Origin of the sequence: Okeanomitos corallinicola TIOX110 (genome assembly GCF_038050375.1) — a bacterium.
Classification (GTDB): Bacteria; Cyanobacteriota; Cyanobacteriia; order Cyanobacteriales; family Nostocaceae; genus Okeanomitos; species Okeanomitos corallinicola.
The window spans coordinates 2,885,658-2,901,545 of the sequence record NZ_CP150886.1 but is presented as its reverse complement, the minus strand read 5'-3'; the positions used below and the strand labels follow the sequence as shown (position 1 = coordinate 2,901,545).

General features: G+C 35.1%; 14 protein-coding genes. 9 read left to right on the top strand and 5 right to left on the bottom strand.

Translation table 11 applies throughout. The features are described 5' to 3' along the window. Positions 1-171 precede the first annotated feature (171 nt). Positions 172-2,010, bottom strand: a complete 1,839-nt coding sequence (locus WJM97_RS12575) for a DUF3365 domain-containing protein (RefSeq protein ID WP_353929148.1) — start codon at positions 2,008-2,010, stop codon at positions 172-174. A gap of 289 nt (positions 2,011-2,299) precedes the next feature. Next, the gene (gene pgeF / locus WJM97_RS12570; protein WP_353929147.1) at positions 2,300-3,073 is read right to left on the bottom strand and encodes a peptidoglycan editing factor PgeF; all 774 of its coding nucleotides are present in this window, start codon (positions 3,071-3,073) and stop codon (positions 2,300-2,302) included. A 76-nt stretch (positions 3,074-3,149) separates the two neighbouring features. Between pgeF and WJM97_RS12565 the strand changes: the two genes are divergently transcribed. Together WJM97_RS12565 and WJM97_RS12560 are read left to right on the top strand one after the other, a co-directional pair. Then, positions 3,150-3,962 (top strand): biotin--[acetyl-CoA-carboxylase] ligase, encoded by an 813-nt coding sequence (locus WJM97_RS12565; protein WP_353929146.1) that lies wholly within the window; start codon positions 3,150-3,152, stop codon positions 3,960-3,962. 92 nt (positions 3,963-4,054) lie between these two features. Further along, the gene (locus WJM97_RS12560; RefSeq protein ID WP_353929145.1) at positions 4,055-5,677 is read left to right on the top strand and encodes a peptidoglycan DD-metalloendopeptidase family protein; all 1,623 of its coding nucleotides are present in this window, start codon (positions 4,055-4,057) and stop codon (positions 5,675-5,677) included. A gap of 78 nt (positions 5,678-5,755) precedes the next feature. Here WJM97_RS12560 and WJM97_RS12555 read toward each other — a convergent pair whose 3' ends face one another. Then, the gene (locus tag WJM97_RS12555; protein ID WP_353929144.1) at positions 5,756-6,412 is read right to left on the bottom strand and encodes a riboflavin synthase; all 657 of its coding nucleotides are present in this window, start codon (positions 6,410-6,412) and stop codon (positions 5,756-5,758) included. Between the two features lie 484 nt (positions 6,413-6,896). On the opposite strand from WJM97_RS12555, the gene WJM97_RS12550 reads away from it, so the two are divergent. The 5 genes from WJM97_RS12550 to WJM97_RS12530 all read left to right on the top strand — a co-directional run bounded on the left by WJM97_RS12550 (position 6,897) and on the right by WJM97_RS12530 (position 12,775). Continuing rightward, the gene (locus WJM97_RS12550; RefSeq protein WP_353929143.1) at positions 6,897-7,394 is read left to right on the top strand and encodes a bifunctional nuclease family protein; all 498 of its coding nucleotides are present in this window, start codon (positions 6,897-6,899) and stop codon (positions 7,392-7,394) included. Positions 7,395-7,464: 70 nt separating this feature from the next. Further along, positions 7,465-8,595, top strand: coding sequence for an aldo/keto reductase (locus WJM97_RS12545; RefSeq protein ID WP_353933162.1), 1,131 nt, complete (start codon positions 7,465-7,467; stop codon positions 8,593-8,595). A gap of 164 nt (positions 8,596-8,759) precedes the next feature. Beyond that, complete coding sequence (locus WJM97_RS12540; RefSeq protein WP_353929142.1) at positions 8,760-9,446, top strand: hypothetical protein; 687 nt, start codon at positions 8,760-8,762, stop codon at positions 9,444-9,446. Between the two features lie 48 nt (positions 9,447-9,494). Further along, entirely contained in the window at positions 9,495-11,375 is a 1,881-nt protein-coding gene (locus WJM97_RS12535; RefSeq protein WP_353929141.1) for a hypothetical protein, read from the top strand. Between the two features lie 11 nt (positions 11,376-11,386). Further along, a complete protein-coding gene (locus WJM97_RS12530) occupies positions 11,387-12,775 on the top strand; it encodes a DUF1802 family protein (RefSeq protein WP_353929140.1) in 1,389 nt (462 codons plus the stop codon). Positions 12,776-12,842: 67 nt separating this feature from the next. Here the strand turns inward: WJM97_RS12530 and WJM97_RS12525 are convergent, their stop codons facing one another. Continuing rightward, entirely contained in the window at positions 12,843-13,205 is a 363-nt protein-coding gene (locus tag WJM97_RS12525; RefSeq protein ID WP_353929139.1) for an aspartyl protease, read from the bottom strand. Beyond that, entirely contained in the window at positions 13,202-13,519 is a 318-nt protein-coding gene (locus tag WJM97_RS12520; RefSeq protein ID WP_353929138.1) for a hypothetical protein, read from the bottom strand. The genes WJM97_RS12525 and WJM97_RS12520 overlap by 4 nt, the downstream gene beginning before the upstream one ends. Positions 13,520-13,771: 252 nt before the next feature. On the opposite strand from WJM97_RS12520, the gene WJM97_RS12515 reads away from it, so the two are divergent. Further along, positions 13,772-14,818, top strand: a complete 1,047-nt coding sequence (locus tag WJM97_RS12515) for an ion channel (protein ID WP_353929137.1) — start codon at positions 13,772-13,774, stop codon at positions 14,816-14,818. Positions 14,819-15,072: 254 nt separating this feature from the next. Then, positions 15,073-15,777 carry a rhomboid family intramembrane serine protease gene (locus WJM97_RS12510; RefSeq protein ID WP_353929136.1) on the top strand — a complete coding sequence of 235 codons (705 nt, stop codon included), beginning with the start codon at positions 15,073-15,075 and terminating at the stop codon, positions 15,775-15,777. The last annotated feature ends 111 nt before the right edge of the window (positions 15,778-15,888 follow it).

Genomic DNA, 15,888 nt, shown 5'->3' with positions numbered 1-15,888 from the left:
TTTACCAGATTTGATGATTCCCAGGTTTTTTATTTAATTGATGATGAATGATTTATTTTAATTTTACATGAAAATCAAAATAATACCAATTATATAGAAATATTTTCTGATTGTTTTTGATGGGATTTAAGTTGTTTATGTATTTGGTTGTTTTTAGTTTATAGCTAACTTTTAAACACTTATATTCTGTTTAATCTGTTGAATGGGTAGTTGAATAGAAAAAGTTGTTCCCTTTTCTAGTTCTGATTCACAGCAAATTGATCCCTGATGTCTCTCAACAACAATTTTATAACTAATTGATAATCCTAATCCTGTACCTTTACCGATGGATTTTGTAGTAAAAAATGGATTAAATATTTGTGATTTTACTTTTTCGGTCATCCCAGATCCATTATCTGATATGTTTATTTGTACAAATTGAGTATTAATTCTTGTGGTCTCAATCAAAATTTTAGGGATAAAATCAAATTTTTGGTTATTCTCAGACTGAGAATTTAAAGCATCTATGGCATTACTAATAATATTCATAAGTACCTGATTAATTTGTCCTGCATTACATTCTACTGAGGGTAATTCACCATATTTCTTAATTATGCTTATATCAGGATGATTTGAGTTTGATTTTAAACGATGTTGTAAAATTACTAAGGTACTATCAATTCCTTCGTGAATATTGACAGGTTTCATTTCTGCTTGATCTAAACGGGAGAAATTACGTAAATTTAAGACTATTTGATCAATGCGATCACTACCAATTTTCATTGAATTTAATAGACTTGGTAAATCTTCATATATAAAATCTAGGTCAATTTTCTGCATATATTTTTGAATATTAGGATCTGCTTGAGGATAGTTTTTTTGATAAAGTTCGATTAATTTTAATAAGTCCTGGGTGTACATTTCTGCATGATTAATGTTGCCAGAAATAAAGCTGAGAGGATTGTTAATTTCATGAGCAATACCTGCTACAAGTTGTCCGAGACTGGACATTTTTTCGGCTTGAATTAATTGGGTTTGGGTAATTTGTAATTCTTGTAATGTTTTTTCTATTTCTGCTGTTCTCACAGCTACTTTATTTTCTAAATTGTTGTAAGCATCGTCAAGGGAATTAGCCATTTCATTATATATTTTAGCCATCATTCCCAGTTCGTCTCTACCTTTGTCTTTAATTCTCACTGTAACACCGGGATGTAAAGCAGCTTGAGTCATGGCTTGAGAAACTTGATCAATGCGTTTACCAACTAATTTATCAAAAAGTAAATAGATGAGAGTAATGAGGACAATTGTTAAACCTATAAATGTAAAGATAACCACCTGAAACATGGAAGTTTGATGATTTAGTAAATCTTTGGTAGGTACATAAATTATTAACGTGCTGATAATGTCACCAAGTTGCCAATTGAAACCGTTTATTTTTCCATACTTATCTATAATTTCTTTAGGTGCATTTTCTGGTTTACCGTGACATTTTAAGCAACTATTTTCCATTATAATTGGTTTGGCTAGGTAAAATAATTTCTCGTTACCATATTTTTTATATCCGGTTTTTCTAGTAATATTGGGATGTCTTTGAAAATAGGCAATAATTTTTGATTCTAATTCGTCTGCTTTATGATCAGAATTCATAGGATTTAAAGCAGGTTGCCTATATATGTATTCTGGCATTTCTTGGTTGAAAATTTTAAAGATTCTACTTGTGGTGAAACCATGAGATTGGGCTTCCAAAATCATTGTATCTGTATGTTTTTCTATGGCTGGACTAAGTTCATTGATTACATAATTACGACTGGCTTTTCCAAAATTTAATACTAATTCACTGCGGTTAAGAGCTTCTTTTCTAAAGGCATTTTCTTGAATTCTAGATAAGTTCCAAACTCCTACACTCATGACAATTATTAGTGATATCATTACTGCTATAGTAAATTTAAACCTTAAAGGTATTTGTGTCCTCGGTTTGACAAGAGGTGTAAATACTTGGGTAGGTAGCTCTTCAACTTTTTTGTAACGCATTGCTTTATATAAACATTAAAATATCTCGATTTTTGATAATTCGATCAAGATAGTTGATGTCTCATGTAAATAGTACCCGGTTTCTTAATTTTTTGTCTCAGTATAAATACCAACAATAGTTGCCTGTCAGCAAGCCCTACATACAAGATTATTGATGTTTGAAAAGGTGAATAACAATCATATTTGAGTAATAACTGATGTTGATTTTTATAGAGTTACTTTTACCTTTTCTTGCAGAGATGATAAATATATTTCTAATGAGCAATAAAGCTTACAGTGGGAGATAATTTTACAGACTGACAATACCTGACCATTGCACCTTTTTTTCCTTTTGCCGACGGTAGGAAAAGAAATACTCTGGAGTTTGAAAAGTGCAGTAGGGAGCGATCGCTATTTGTTCTGCATCAATTCCTAATTGCTGTAATTGTAGATGATTAATTTTTCTGACATCTAAACGTATCTTTCCCGGTTCTGAATCTGGTAGTAAAGGCGAGTCAGGTAAATCCTGTAAAGCTGTAACTATTGTATTCGAGTCATGATGTGATATAATTGTGCTGCCAATTTCTGCTGCCACTTCTACAGAAACTTGGTAAACTTCACCAGCGATCGCCGGGCCTAGAGCAAATCGCAAATCTTGTAAATTGCTGCCTTGAGATTGCATTCTGGTAACGGCTTGGGGGACTATCTTCGCTGCTGTACCCCGCCAACCTGCGTGTAAAGCTGCTACTTGTCCGGTTTTAAGATCACCAATTAGCACGGGTGTACAATCAGCAGAGGCTACCCAAACAGCCTGTAAAGGCTCTTGACTAATTAAACCATCTGCCGAAGCAAATTCATCATTGCTACTGTGCAAAAACTCATTTACTTCTTGAGGTGTCAAAACAGTATTACCATGAACTTGTTTCAAACGATAGGTAACAGCTTCTGGTTGTAGTGCTGTTGTTAATTCTGGGGGTAAACGTGGCCAGTATTGACGGGTAAAAAAACCATGAGGCCAAGATTTTAAAAGATTACAAGTTAGGTAAGACATCCCTTGCCAACTTTGCCAGTTCCAAGTGTGCATCTTTTATCAAACCTCAATCAAAATTTACAACTGTCAATCAATGCTAACTTGAACAATGGGATTTAGGTGAATATCTGTGGGATTTGATCAACAAACTTTAGAAAATTTCTTACACTTAGGGCGTAAGCATCCATATTTACCATTTTCCATACATCTTTTTGACAATCTCCCCTCAACTAATCAAAAGGTATGGCAGTTAGTTGACCAAGGAGCAAAACCAGGCTGTGTAGTAATTGCTACCCAACAAACCGCAGGGAGAGGACAATGGGGGAGAGAGTGGATATCTCCTACTGGTGGCCTATATCTGTCGGTGGCGATCGCCCCTAAACTAGAAGTTACCAATAATTATCAGTTAACATTGGCTAGTGCTTGGGGAATCACCTCACAACTACGAAATTATGGCGTAAGTGTGGGAATAAAATGGCCTAATGATTTAGTATTGGATGGTCGTAAACTAGGCGGAATTTTAACAGAAACTAAAGTTCGTCAAGGACAAATTAGCCAAGCAGTAATTGGTGTTGGTATTAACTGGGTCAACCCAGTTCCAGAAACTGGCATCAATTTAAAATCGTGGCAAGCTACTCAAAACTTTCACCCAATGTCTGGACTAGAAATGCTTACTGCTACCGTTTTACTAGGAATAGAATCCGGTCTCAAGTGTCTTCATCACGAAGGAATAAGCATACTATTGTCTCGTTATCTGAATTTACTTACAAACATGGGTGATCAGGTGTATGTAAATAATCTTTTAGGTACTGTGATTGGCGTGTCACCCCAAGGAAATCTGAGGTTAAAAATAACTGAAGATGATAATAACAAATTGATGACACCAGAAATTTCTATAGAACCCGGTACAATCAGTTTAGGTTACTGTAAAAATTCTGTTTAACTTCCGGGTTGGCTACAAATTTCTCCCTTGAGAACAAGCAAACCATAGATATCATTTCTGTAAACTTATTACACAAACAACTGAGAGAAAAAATGACGCAGCCCGATAAATCTGCCCATAAAATCCCCAGAAAGCGGACTCAAAGTTTAACAAACAGACGTTTTGCGTCTACATTACCAGCCCAAAGCCTTGGTTGGTTGAGTAGTGTTAGTCTCTTGAGTGGTGGCTTTGTATTTGCTCAAACGGAATCACCAGTGGAAATAGCAGTTCCCACTATCGAAAATTCCCAACCCCAAAAAGTTGCTACAGAAGCAAAACAAGAAGCTAAAACTACTCCAGTAGCAGTTAAATCACAACCAGATTTTGCGGCACGGCAAGCTAGACTCAAACAGAAACTTAATCAAGCAAAAGTTTCTCAAACAACAGAATCTGTGCCTAAATCTCAGCCAAAAGCTGAAAATTCTCAACCTGCGGTGATTCTGAGAACTAGCAAACCCCAGGTAGAAAAATCACAGATTAAAAAAGCGGAAACTCCTGTTAAAGCAGAACCTGCAAAACCAGCAAAAGTTGCTAAACCAGTTAAAAATAATCAAAATACTGGCAGTGCAACTACCAGGAAAGCAAAAGATTACAATAACGCCTACATTGATCCGACAGAATACAAAAGTCCTGCTAATAGCAAATATGAACCACCTAGTTCTGTAGTTGTGACAGAACGTTCTACAGGTTGTGAAGCTATTTTCTCTAAACGAGAAATTGCCGCTGGTGCTTGTGGTCAAAAATCTCCAGCAACTCCTAGTGTGGCTGATGCACCTCAAAAGTCTGCTCCTAGCTGGATCAAGAAAAGTGAAACTGCTAGTTTGAAGACAGTACCATCTACAGCTACAACTACGGCTAAAGCTACAGCTATAACCACGACTACAAAGAAGGTGGCGACAACATCTAGCCCCAAACCTCAGAGTAATGTGGTTAAGGCTGTTGCTGCGGCGGTGAACAGTAATCAGACATGGCGCTCTGCCAGAACTGATTCTAGCAGTCATACAAAAACTGCTTATCGTCAGAATCGCTTTATTCCTCAAGCCAGTGAGTTTTCCTCAACTACAGTGGTGAGTTCTACACCTGTCGCTCCTAGTTTTGGGACTTTACCTGCGCCTATGGCTGAGGGTAATGTCGCACCCCGTCCTAGTAATGTATCCTACGATTTTGCTTTAGCTGCGGTGTTGCCACAAGTTCCCTATAGTCAGGCTTTTGCCTATAGTGGTGGTTCTGGAGTGATGTTCCCCTTGTCAGTTGCATCACCTGTAACTTCTCTGTTTGGTTGGCGGACACATCCCATTACAGGCGATCGCCGTTTCCATGCAGGTACTGACCTGGGAGCGCCTACAGGTACACCGATTTTGGCTGCGGCTAAAGGTCAAGTGGAAACTGCTGACTGGATGGGTGGTTATGGTTTAACAGTTACTGTTAACCACAGTTCTGCCCAACAAACTCTTTACGGTCATATGTCAGAAATTTTGGTTAGTCCCGGTCAATGGGTAGAACCAGGAACTGTAATTGGTCGAGTTGGTAGCACTGGAAATTCTACAGGCCCTCACCTACATTTTGAAGTTCGTCACCTCACCGCTAACGGTTGGGTTGCTGTTGATCCTGGTGTGAAATTACAAGCTGGATTAAGCAATCTGTTGTATAGCACCAGAACTGCACAGGCTAGGTAGGTGATTGGTGATTGGGGACTGGTGATTGGGAGAGAATATTTTTACCAATGCCCAATGCCCCATGCCCCATGCCCTAACCTACAAATACCCGTGTTCTATTAAGAATGCGGGTGTAACTTCCTCCTGATCAGGTGTTTTTCCTGGGGAAATGAACTTTTCCACGTATTTACCCAGGATGTCTGCTTCTAAATTCACCCAATTACCTGGATTTAAACAACTGAGGTTTGTTTCTGAATAGGTCAGAGGAATGACTGCTACTGAAAATTGGCAGTTTTCTGGTTGATATGTGGCTATAGTGAGACTGATACCATTGATGGCGATGCTACCTTTGGGAACGATGTAACGGGCGATCGCATCAGGTGCAGCAAAGGTCATTTCCCAAGATGTAGCCGTCTGTTCTGCGGAAATTAGTTGACCCATACCGTCTACATGACCCATGACAAAATGACCGCCAACTTTACCACCCACTCGCAGCGATGTTTCTAGGTTGACATATTGGGCTTGGGTTTGTTCTCCTCCTAAAGTGGTACGGTGCAGGGTTTCCGGTGAAGCGGTGGCAATAAAACCATCTTTTAAAATGTCCTCAACAGTCAAACATACCCCATCTACCGCTACACTGTCGCCATAAGCTAAATCTTGCATAATTACATCTAACTTACTGACAAAAGTAATTTGCCAAGAATTATTAGATAGGGGTTTGATTGTACCTAATCCTTGAATTAATCCTGTAAACATGATTTTTCTGCCAGTCTAACTCTATTTATGTAAGCATTCAGCTATTAACGGACGTTTCCCAGACTTAACAGTTCAGTAGTCAGCTTTTTACTGTGGGGAATGGGCAAGAAACAAAAGTTTAGTAATTCTTACTTTTGAACTCTTAACTCCTGACTCTTGACTGCTTTTATTGGTTAATTTTGGCGGAAATTAACTGATAATTCCTACTAAAAATGTAAAAACTTTCTAGATAATTTTGTGAATTTTTATCAGTTGATTAACATTGCCACATTAACATCAATCTCAAGGCATACTTGGGTAAGACAACTATTATTTTGGGAGAACAGATTGACCTACTCTGGTTTTCACTACAAGTTCGGAGTTTAATAGAAGCAATTATAGAGAAGAAAAGCCCTATGTTTACTTCTGTCTTAGAAAAACCCAATCGAGGGTATTATTTGCCACATAGCACTCAAATAATTAAAGGATTTCAGAGGGTTAGCCAATGATTGAAATGAGAGTCGCTGGTATAGCATTAGATGCCATAACCCGCAGCCCGATTGTACTTTTGAAAGATAGTTCAGATCGTCGGGCATTGCCAATTTATATTGGTCAAGATCAGGCTAGGGCTATTATGGGTGCAATGGAGCATCAAAAACCACCTAGACCTTTAACTCATGACCTGATGGTGAGTGTTTTAGAGACTTGGGATATGACCTTAGAAAAGGTAATTATTCATTCCTTACAAAAAGATACATTTTATGCTGCTTTGATTGTGCAGCAGGGAGATGTAAAAAAAGAGATTGATTCTCGTCCTAGTGATGCGATCGCCATTGCTTTACGTACAAATACACCGATTTGGGTGATGGAAGAAGTGGTAGCTGATGCTTCTATTCCTGTTGATCGTGATGCTGATGAAGCTGAACAAGAAGCCTTCCGCGAATTTATTTCTAATCTTCGCCCTGAAGATTTGATTAAACGATTTGATAACAGTGAAGGTTAAAAAATAGGGCATTGGGCATTGGGCATGGAATAATAACTCATAACCAATTACCCATTCCCTATTTCTTGTGATGCAATACCGACGTTTTGGTAAAACAAATTTAAATTTATCAGTGTTTTCTTTGGGGACAATGCGTTATTTAAGTGACGTAGAAATTGCCCATCAAACTATTGAAAAATCTTTATCTTTAGGTATTAATCATCTAGAAACTGCTAGGGGTTATGGTCAAAGCGAAGAATATTTAGGAACAGCTATCAAAAGCGGTTTATCAGTACCCAGAAGTCAATTATATATCACTACGAAAATTCCTCCCTGTGTTGATGCTGATACTATGGAGAGGTTAATTGATGAATCTTTACAACGCTTAAATTTAGATTATTTAGACTGTTTAGGAATTCATGGTTTAAATACAAGACAACATTTAGAATGGGTAGAAGCTAAAAATGGCTGTATGCAAGCTGTTTATAAGGCTGTGGATGATGGCAGAGTTAAACATATTGGTTTTTCTACTCATGGTAGTTTAGAGATTATTTTAGCAGCAATTAATACTGATTTATTTGAATTTGTAAATTTGCATTATTATTATTTTTTTCAACGTCATAATTCAGCTATTGATGCAGCTATAGAAAAAGATATGGGTGTGTTTATAATTTCTCCTGCGGATAAGGGAGGAAGACTTTATACACCACCGGATAAATTGAAAGAACTGTGTCAACCTTTCACACCTTTAGAATTAAATTACCGATTTTTATTAAGTGATCCCAGAATTACTACTTTAAGTGTAGGTGCTGCAACTCCAGAGGAATTAATTGCACCTTTGGAAGTTGCTGATCATGTTGGTGAGTTGAGATTAGAAGAAATTAAAGTTTTTGAAAACTTAGAAAATCAACAAAATCAGGTTTTAGGAACTGATAAATGTAGTCAATGTTATGCTTGTTTACCTTGTCCTGAAAATATCAATATTCCTGAAGTTTTAAGGTTAAGAAATTTGGCAGTTGCGTATGATATGAATGATTATGGAAAATATCGTTATGGAATGTTTGAAAATGCTGGTCATTGGTTTCCAGGAATGAAGGGAAATCGGTGTACAGAATGCGGTGATTGTTTACCGAAATGTCCTGAAAATTTAGATATTCCAGCGTTATTACAGGATACCCATGAAAGGTTAAATGGGAAAGCTGGGAGGAGGTTGTGGGGTTAGGTAACTGATAATTTTATGAATTACGTAAATTCACTATTGCTTTTTATCTAGATATTTTGAGCTATTTATCAGCAAAATATAGAAAATAAACAATTTTTTGGCTGTAATGACACAAAAATTACAATCCTTATTATAATGATTGCAGTCATTTAACATACATAATCATGAGTCCAAAAATCAAGGATTTACAGGCGGGTTACGCTAAAACTCGCTTGCTGCTTGCGTTGTGGGATTTGGGAGGAACTGAGCAGAAGGTAGCTAGGGGTAAATTAAGCAAGCGGGTAGTCTCTAAAGGTCAGAAGATGGCCGACTATCAAGGTATTTTAGAGGATTTGGAAGCACAGGGGGCTATTAATGTTGCTAAAAAGGGATCTGCTATTAGTTACACTCTCACGTCACCAATAGGGTTAGAGGTTTTGGGTGCGGGTTTGCGTAGTGGTGAGTTTAAATTTAAGGGAAATATTATTGGTACTTGGGCTGCTAATGCGTTGTTGCGGTGGATAAGTGCAGTTAATGTTGTGGTTGCTGCACCAGTTGCATCAGGTAATGAAGTTAAAAAAGAAGTCATTAATTCTTATGAAGAGTTTAAGTCTGTCGCGTTGGATGTTTATGACAAGTTGAATTATGAATATAATTTCAATAATTTAGTACCTATTTATCGTATTAGAAGAAAAATAGGAGAGCGTGTTAGTAGAACAGAATTTAATGATTGGTTATTAGAAATGCAAGCTAATGATATTTTTCAACTGCAAGGAGGGAGTATAGAAGATAGCGCACCAGATAAAATAGAAGATTCTGTCAGTACAGAATTAGATGGTTTACGTTGTTATGCTCGACTGTTGAAAGATTAAAAAATCTTAGCTTTTATTGAAACATTCACACACCAAACTGAGATTATTATGACTACTGACACATCAAAAATTGATCAACTAATTAAAACTCATAACCCATTTGCAGGACATATTGTCGTTAGACCTCAACAAATATGGGGTAAAAGTTTTCCTGATGTTCCTTCAATTAATTCTCATGCTTCTAATGCTGTATTTGATGCAATTGACAAAATTAATCGAGGTCAACTTCAGACAGTAGGAATTACAATTACTGCGGAAAAAGGACTAGGAAAAAGCCATATTATTAGTAGAATACGTCATCAATTACAAACAAGAGAAGACAGCTTATTCATTTACATGAGTAAGTATGATAACTTGAATCAAATTCAATATCAATTTTTGCAAAGTGTTACATCTAGTTTAAGAGCATTCATTAGACCTGATGTAATGGCATTTCAAGAAATAGCCGCAGAATTAATTAATGAATCAATGGGATGGAAACATACTACAGAACAATATATTAGTAGTGTATTTCCGAAATTATTAAAACAATCTTTGGTCAAATATAATTCAGTTGCAACAGTAGTTGAAACATTAAGAAATCACATTGAACAAAAAAAACCTAATATTACCAACCCTTATATAATTCAAGCAATTCTGTGGACACTTTCTACAAATCAGATTAATGCTGCAAATTTTTGGTTATCAGGAAAAGAACTACCAGAAGCACACGCTCAGTTAATGGGATTACCAAATATTACCGATAGTGACAAAGAAAATCAAGCATTAAATAATGTTCGGCAAATTCTCGATATTATTAGTGATTATAGAGTTCCTGTAATTTGTTTTGATGAATTAGATATTGCTGACATTGCAGATAATGGATTTACAGCAGCACAGGTAATTGCTAATTTATCTAAAGATTTATATAACAACCTAAAAAAAGGTGTTGTATTATTAGCAATGTATCCTGATACATGGAATCAACAAATTAGGGTATTACCACAAGCAGAAGCAGTAATTGATAGATTGGTTACTGAAAAATCTGATAGACAACCAATTGAATTAAGATACCTTAATTCTGATCATGTAGTTGCGCTAGTGCAAACATGGTTAAAAGAATTTTATCAAGAACATCAACAAATACCACCTCATCCTCTTTACCCATTTAATGAAAATAAGCTGAGAGAACTTGGTAAAGGTAAACCTACTATTAGAGTAGTTTTAAGGTGGTGTGCAGAAAATTTTATTCCTGGGGTTACTCCACCTCCTGTTAATCCTGTAAAAGGATACTATCAAAGTGAATTAGATAATATTGACCCTAATTCATTCATGGAAGATGAATTATCAATTGTAGTAGCTTTAAAGTTAGCATTTATTAGTTTAGCTAAAGATAGAGTAGAACTAGAAAATGTGAAAGTTGAAGCAGTAGAGGAAATTGTCACAACTAAAGCGGATGAAGGATATCTAAATTTTCGAGTCGTTGGTAATAACAGACAAGTCAAAATAGGAATTCTTGTTCTACAACAATCTGGAGGAAAATTTATAGGTGCAGCATTAAAAAGATTGATTAATTACAAAAAATTTGATTTTACTCGTGGTTGTTTAATTCGCTCCAAAAAAATTAGTTCTGGAGCATCAGTACCTCAACAATGTTTGAAAACTCTTTTGCACAAACAAGGTGGAGAATGGGTAAAATTACAAAGTGAAGATATTCAACCTCTCTTAGCTATTTCGACGATATACTATAATTGTAGAACATATGAACTGACAGAAGAAGAAATTTTTGATTTTATCAAGCAAGAAAAAATTGCTATTAATAATCCTTTAATCAGAGAAATTTTAAGTGACCCTTCTGGTCAAGAACCTGATAATTTAACAGATGATGACTTACCAATGAGAATTCCTCAAAGTGTTGAAAATAGCGATGATATTAAATTAAACATCTAATTTCAATAATCATGAATCAGTCCTTTTCACTTCCTACAGCATTGTGTTTACCTGTCCCTGATGTTGAAGCACTAATACAGGGAAGAACAATAGCAGCTTTACCCAAAATGTTTCTTCGTCCTGGACAAAGATTTTCTCTTTATCCTGTTAATTTTTCATCAAATATAACTTTTATCAAAGTATGGGCTAAATGTGAACTTTGTCAAATTTTAGATAAAACAGCACCACTAGATATTATATCTAAATTAACCATCTGGAATTTACAAACATTTGCAGAAATAATAGAGAAACATCAAAATATTTTCCTAGCCTATTTACGAGTTTATCACTTAGATAAACCTTATGAAATTCCAGCTATTCCTAATATTGAAAATAAACTAGGTAAATTTGCACCTTTACTTTATAATATTTCTGCATCTGAAGCTAAACCAGTATTAAATGAACAGATATTTCTTCAACGTAAATACCAATTAGAAAACCTAGAACCTCCCCTACATCCTGAACTAGCAGAATTACAAACAGCATTATCACAAATAGCTAACAATAACCCAGCAGCAGAACAATTAGAAAATGACATCAAAGTATTTTTAGGTTGGGGTAATGCAGCAACTACAAATACACTAAATTCTGATTTAGATTGGATAAAAACAATTGCAGCATTAGGAGATAGAAGCATAGAAGAAGAGAAAAAAAGCAACTATCAAGCGGGTACAGACTTTGAAAATATATCCCGTCAAAGCCTTGATTTTTTAGGATTTAAAGTTGAAACTGCTTATAAAGGAGGTGCTGGAGGTTTAGATTTATATTGTTCACAACCTTATCCTTTAGTTTGTGAATGTAAAGCAGGTAAAAGTATTCCTAGTGGTACAGTTGAAGAATTAATTAAACTAGGTGGAATGCACTTAGGTAGAGAACAATTTATCAACTCATCAAAATTAGTAATAGGTCCAGGTAAAGCTACTTCAGATAATCTCAAATCATCAAAAGAATGGAAAGTAAGTATTATTAAAGCTATGACATTACAAAAATTAGTAGAATTAAAAGCAAAATATCCAGGTGCAATAAACTTAATTGAATTAAAGGAATACTTAGAACCCGGTCAAATAGATGATAAAATCAACGAATATATTGATAAAATAGAACAAGAGATTAAATTGCGATCGCAAATTATCCAACTCGTCAAAAAACATCTAGAAAAAACAGTTACTAAAAATGCTAAAGTCGGTGAACTTAGCATAGCATATCTTTATGAATATTCACCTCAAAACTTAGAAGAAAGAGAACTATATGAAATTCTGATAGAGCTATCATCACCATTAACAGGTTACTTAGGAAGAATTAAAGGAGATTTCTGGAAACAAGATCAATTTTATTATCTACGCGACTTACCAACCAACTAAAAATAACACTTCTTTCTTCTTTTCTTATCTTCGCGCTCTTCGCGTCTTCGTGGTTTGTTTCCTCAAGTTATCCCAACATCAAAACCCCCTCCAAAAAATTAACCACCAAAGGTAAAAACTCCAACCACTCAGAACCCAACAAAACCTCAGTCAACTCATCACCAGCATAAACAGGAACTTCATATTCCTTACCATCTAAAATTACCCTCCCTAAATATCTTTTAAAATTAACTTCACCCTGAGCAGTTCGCAAAATTTCTTTATCTATATACTCCCATTGAAGACTATCTAAATCTTGTGTATTAATAGCCATAAAACCAGTAAAACCAGTATCCAACAAAGCATCAACAGGTAAAATTAAACCATCAGCAGTAATTAATTCAATCTCAAAAAACAACTGCTTTCTCTCACCGAAATAACCCCCAATCATATTCTACCAACTGCTCCCAATTCATTTAAACAAAAAACACAATGATCTCCATTAGGAAACTTTTCCCGTGCTTTTTGATGTGTAACTTCTTTATCTTGATCAATCACATAATCACCACTATTTAATTCAATAGCTATATACCAACCATAATGATCCTTTATCAACTCAGGACGTACTTTTTCAAAAATCGCCCTATAACGTTGGTGTTCTGCTTCTCTTTCAGCTTTACGTTTAGCTAACTCTTCCGGGGATAAAGTCAATTCAGGAAAAATTCTTCCTCTTCTTCTTCCTGGTTTTGGTGTTAATTGAGTCATATTATTAAAACCTAATTACCAACATTTTAATTGTATCATTAAACCATCTCAACTGTAGAATTTACCACCAATAATAAAAACACTGAATCAGTCTCAAAGCAATAAATAAACACCAAAATTATATTACTTATATTTTTGATACCTTATTGCTTCTCCATATTTTATGTAGTATCATATTAAACTAACACAAATAATCGTCAAATATATACTTGTCAACTAAATCAGCAGTTGAGAGTATTCAATATCAAAAACATGATTAACAAAAACTGGTATAAACAAGCATGGAAATTCTTACAAAGGGAAAATCTAGACCGAGTTTTATTAGTAATCACCATTCTTGTTATCTTTAGTTCCATCACATACTCAATCGTAGAAAACAAAACAATCATTGATTCTGTATGGTGGACTATAGTTACAGTAACCACAGTTGGTTATGGAGACATTTCACCAGTCACCTTACCAGGACGTTTAGTTGCTATTGTCAACATGATAGTAGGAATTGGTGTTCTAGCCATACTTAGTGCTTCTCTAGCTAGTTTTTTAGTTTCCAAAAAAATAAAAGAGGATTTAGGAATGAGTGCTTACAAATTTGAAAATCATATTATTGTATGTGAGTGGAATTATCGAGCAGAGGTTATCATCAAAGAGTTTCGTCAAGATAGTGATTTTAAAGAAGCTCCTATTATTCTCATTGCTGATATTGATAGAAAACCTATTGAAGATGAAAACCTCTATTTTATTAAAGGTAAAGTATCTGATGAAACCTTAATCAGAGCAAATATTAATAAAGCTAAAACTGCCATCATTTTAGGTGATGATAAATTAGAACACAACGCTCGTGATGCAACCACAATCTTATCTACTCTGATAGTCGAAAGTTTAGCATCTTCTGTTTACACAATTGTAGAACTAATGAATGCCGCATATATTGATACTTGCAAAAAAGCTCATGCTGATGAAATAATTGTCAGCAGTCATATTAGTAGTATGTTAATTTCTCAAGCCGCTATCAATCATGGTATTACTTACGTTATTTCTGATTTATTAAGTTTTCAAGACGGAGCAAATAAACTTTATAAAGTTCCTGTACCTCGTTCTAAAATTGGAATGCCATTTATAGAAGCATTCGTTCATATTAAACAAACATATCAAAGTACCGTTGTTGCTTTACAAAAAGGACTCCAAGGGGAAGTAATGTGCAATCCTTCTAACCAATACAAACTAAATAATCAAGATTATTTAATTATAGTTGCCACAGAAAGTTCTTATCAAGAAATCCAAAAATCTCATCTGAGATAATATAGTAGCTGACAGTTGACAAGTGACAGATTTAAAAGTGTTTTGGCTCTATATTTTATCATCTTTTGATATCCTAACTTTCTTGTCTGCGACTATATTTAAAAAATAATTTTGGCATATCTTGGATATAAACTTAATCAAGTTACCTAAAATTACAATTTTTGTGTATCATTCATAAAAACGTAACTACTGTTAGCAAAATTCTCATAAATTAGTTAATTTATAATTAGTAGTTGGAAATTAGGAAAAAATCAGTGGTTCCCCTAAAAGACAATAATCCTACACAAATTACACCATACATAACCTACGGACTAATTCTTGTAAATATCCTGGTTTTTCTCTATGAAATAAGTCTCTCACCCCAAGCATTGAGTGGATTTTTACAACTAGCGGCCGTAGTTCCTAGAGAACTATCTTTAAGCTTTGCAGGAATTCCTGTCAATCAACCTGTCCCAGAATTGGCAACTTTAATTACCTCTCAATTTCTCCACGGAGGGCTTTTACACCTAGCTGGAAATATGTTATTTCTGTGGATATTTGGTAACAACGTAGAAGATAAATTAGGACATTTTAAATATTTAGTATTTTATTTATCTTGTGGTGTTTTAGCAGCATTAGCACAGTGGTACTTTACCCAAAATTCTAGCATTCCTTCCTTGGGTGCAAGTGGGGCTATAGCTGGTGTCATGGGTGCATATATTATTCGTTTTCCCAGAGCAGAAATTCTCACAGTTATACCCCTGGGAATTTTATTTCCTACTCTCTGGATTCCTGCATATTTCTTTTTAGGATTTTGGTTTTTACAACAGGCTTTTTACAGTTTTGCCAGTTTAGAAACACCAACAAATATTGGTATGGAAAGTGGTGGTATTGCTTACTGGGCGCACGCAGGAGGCTTTGTTTTTGGTGTTATCCTTGCACCATTATTAGGGTTATTTAATGATAGATATGGCAGATAATATTTATAGCTATAATTAGCTATAAATTCAAGTTTTGATTTGATGTTAGTAATTAATGAATTCCCCATGCCATAGAGGTCAGGGGAATTACACTAAAAATTTGAATTGTGA

Excerpts from the sequence above, each read along its gene's own strand:
- WJM97_RS12535 (WP_353929141.1), top strand. The coding sequence starts at position 9,495 with ATGACTACTGACACATCAAAAATTGATCAACTAATTAAAACTCATAAC.
- WJM97_RS12545 (WP_353933162.1), top strand. The coding sequence starts at position 7,465 with ATGCAATACCGACGTTTTGGTAAAACAAATTTAAATTTATCAGTGTTT.
- WJM97_RS12560 (WP_353929145.1), top strand. The coding sequence starts at position 4,055 with ATGACGCAGCCCGATAAATCTGCCCATAAAATCCCCAGAAAGCGGACT.
- pgeF (WP_353929147.1), bottom strand. The coding sequence starts at position 3,073 with ATGCACACTTGGAACTGGCAAAGTTGGCAAGGGATGTCTTACCTAACT.
- WJM97_RS12530 (WP_353929140.1), top strand. The coding sequence starts at position 11,387 with ATGAATCAGTCCTTTTCACTTCCTACAGCATTGTGTTTACCTGTCCCT.
- WJM97_RS12520 (WP_353929138.1), bottom strand. The coding sequence starts at position 13,519 with ATGACTCAATTAACACCAAAACCAGGAAGAAGAAGAGGAAGAATTTTT.
- WJM97_RS12515 (WP_353929137.1), top strand. The coding sequence starts at position 13,772 with ATGATTAACAAAAACTGGTATAAACAAGCATGGAAATTCTTACAAAGG.
- WJM97_RS12550 (WP_353929143.1), top strand. The coding sequence starts at position 6,897 with ATGATTGAAATGAGAGTCGCTGGTATAGCATTAGATGCCATAACCCGC.
- WJM97_RS12555 (WP_353929144.1), bottom strand. The coding sequence starts at position 6,412 with ATGTTTACAGGATTAATTCAAGGATTAGGTACAATCAAACCCCTATCT.
- WJM97_RS12575 (WP_353929148.1), bottom strand. The coding sequence starts at position 2,010 with ATGCGTTACAAAAAAGTTGAAGAGCTACCTACCCAAGTATTTACACCT.
- WJM97_RS12525 (WP_353929139.1), bottom strand. The coding sequence starts at position 13,205 with ATGATTGGGGGTTATTTCGGTGAGAGAAAGCAGTTGTTTTTTGAGATT.
- WJM97_RS12540 (WP_353929142.1), top strand. The coding sequence starts at position 8,760 with ATGAGTCCAAAAATCAAGGATTTACAGGCGGGTTACGCTAAAACTCGC.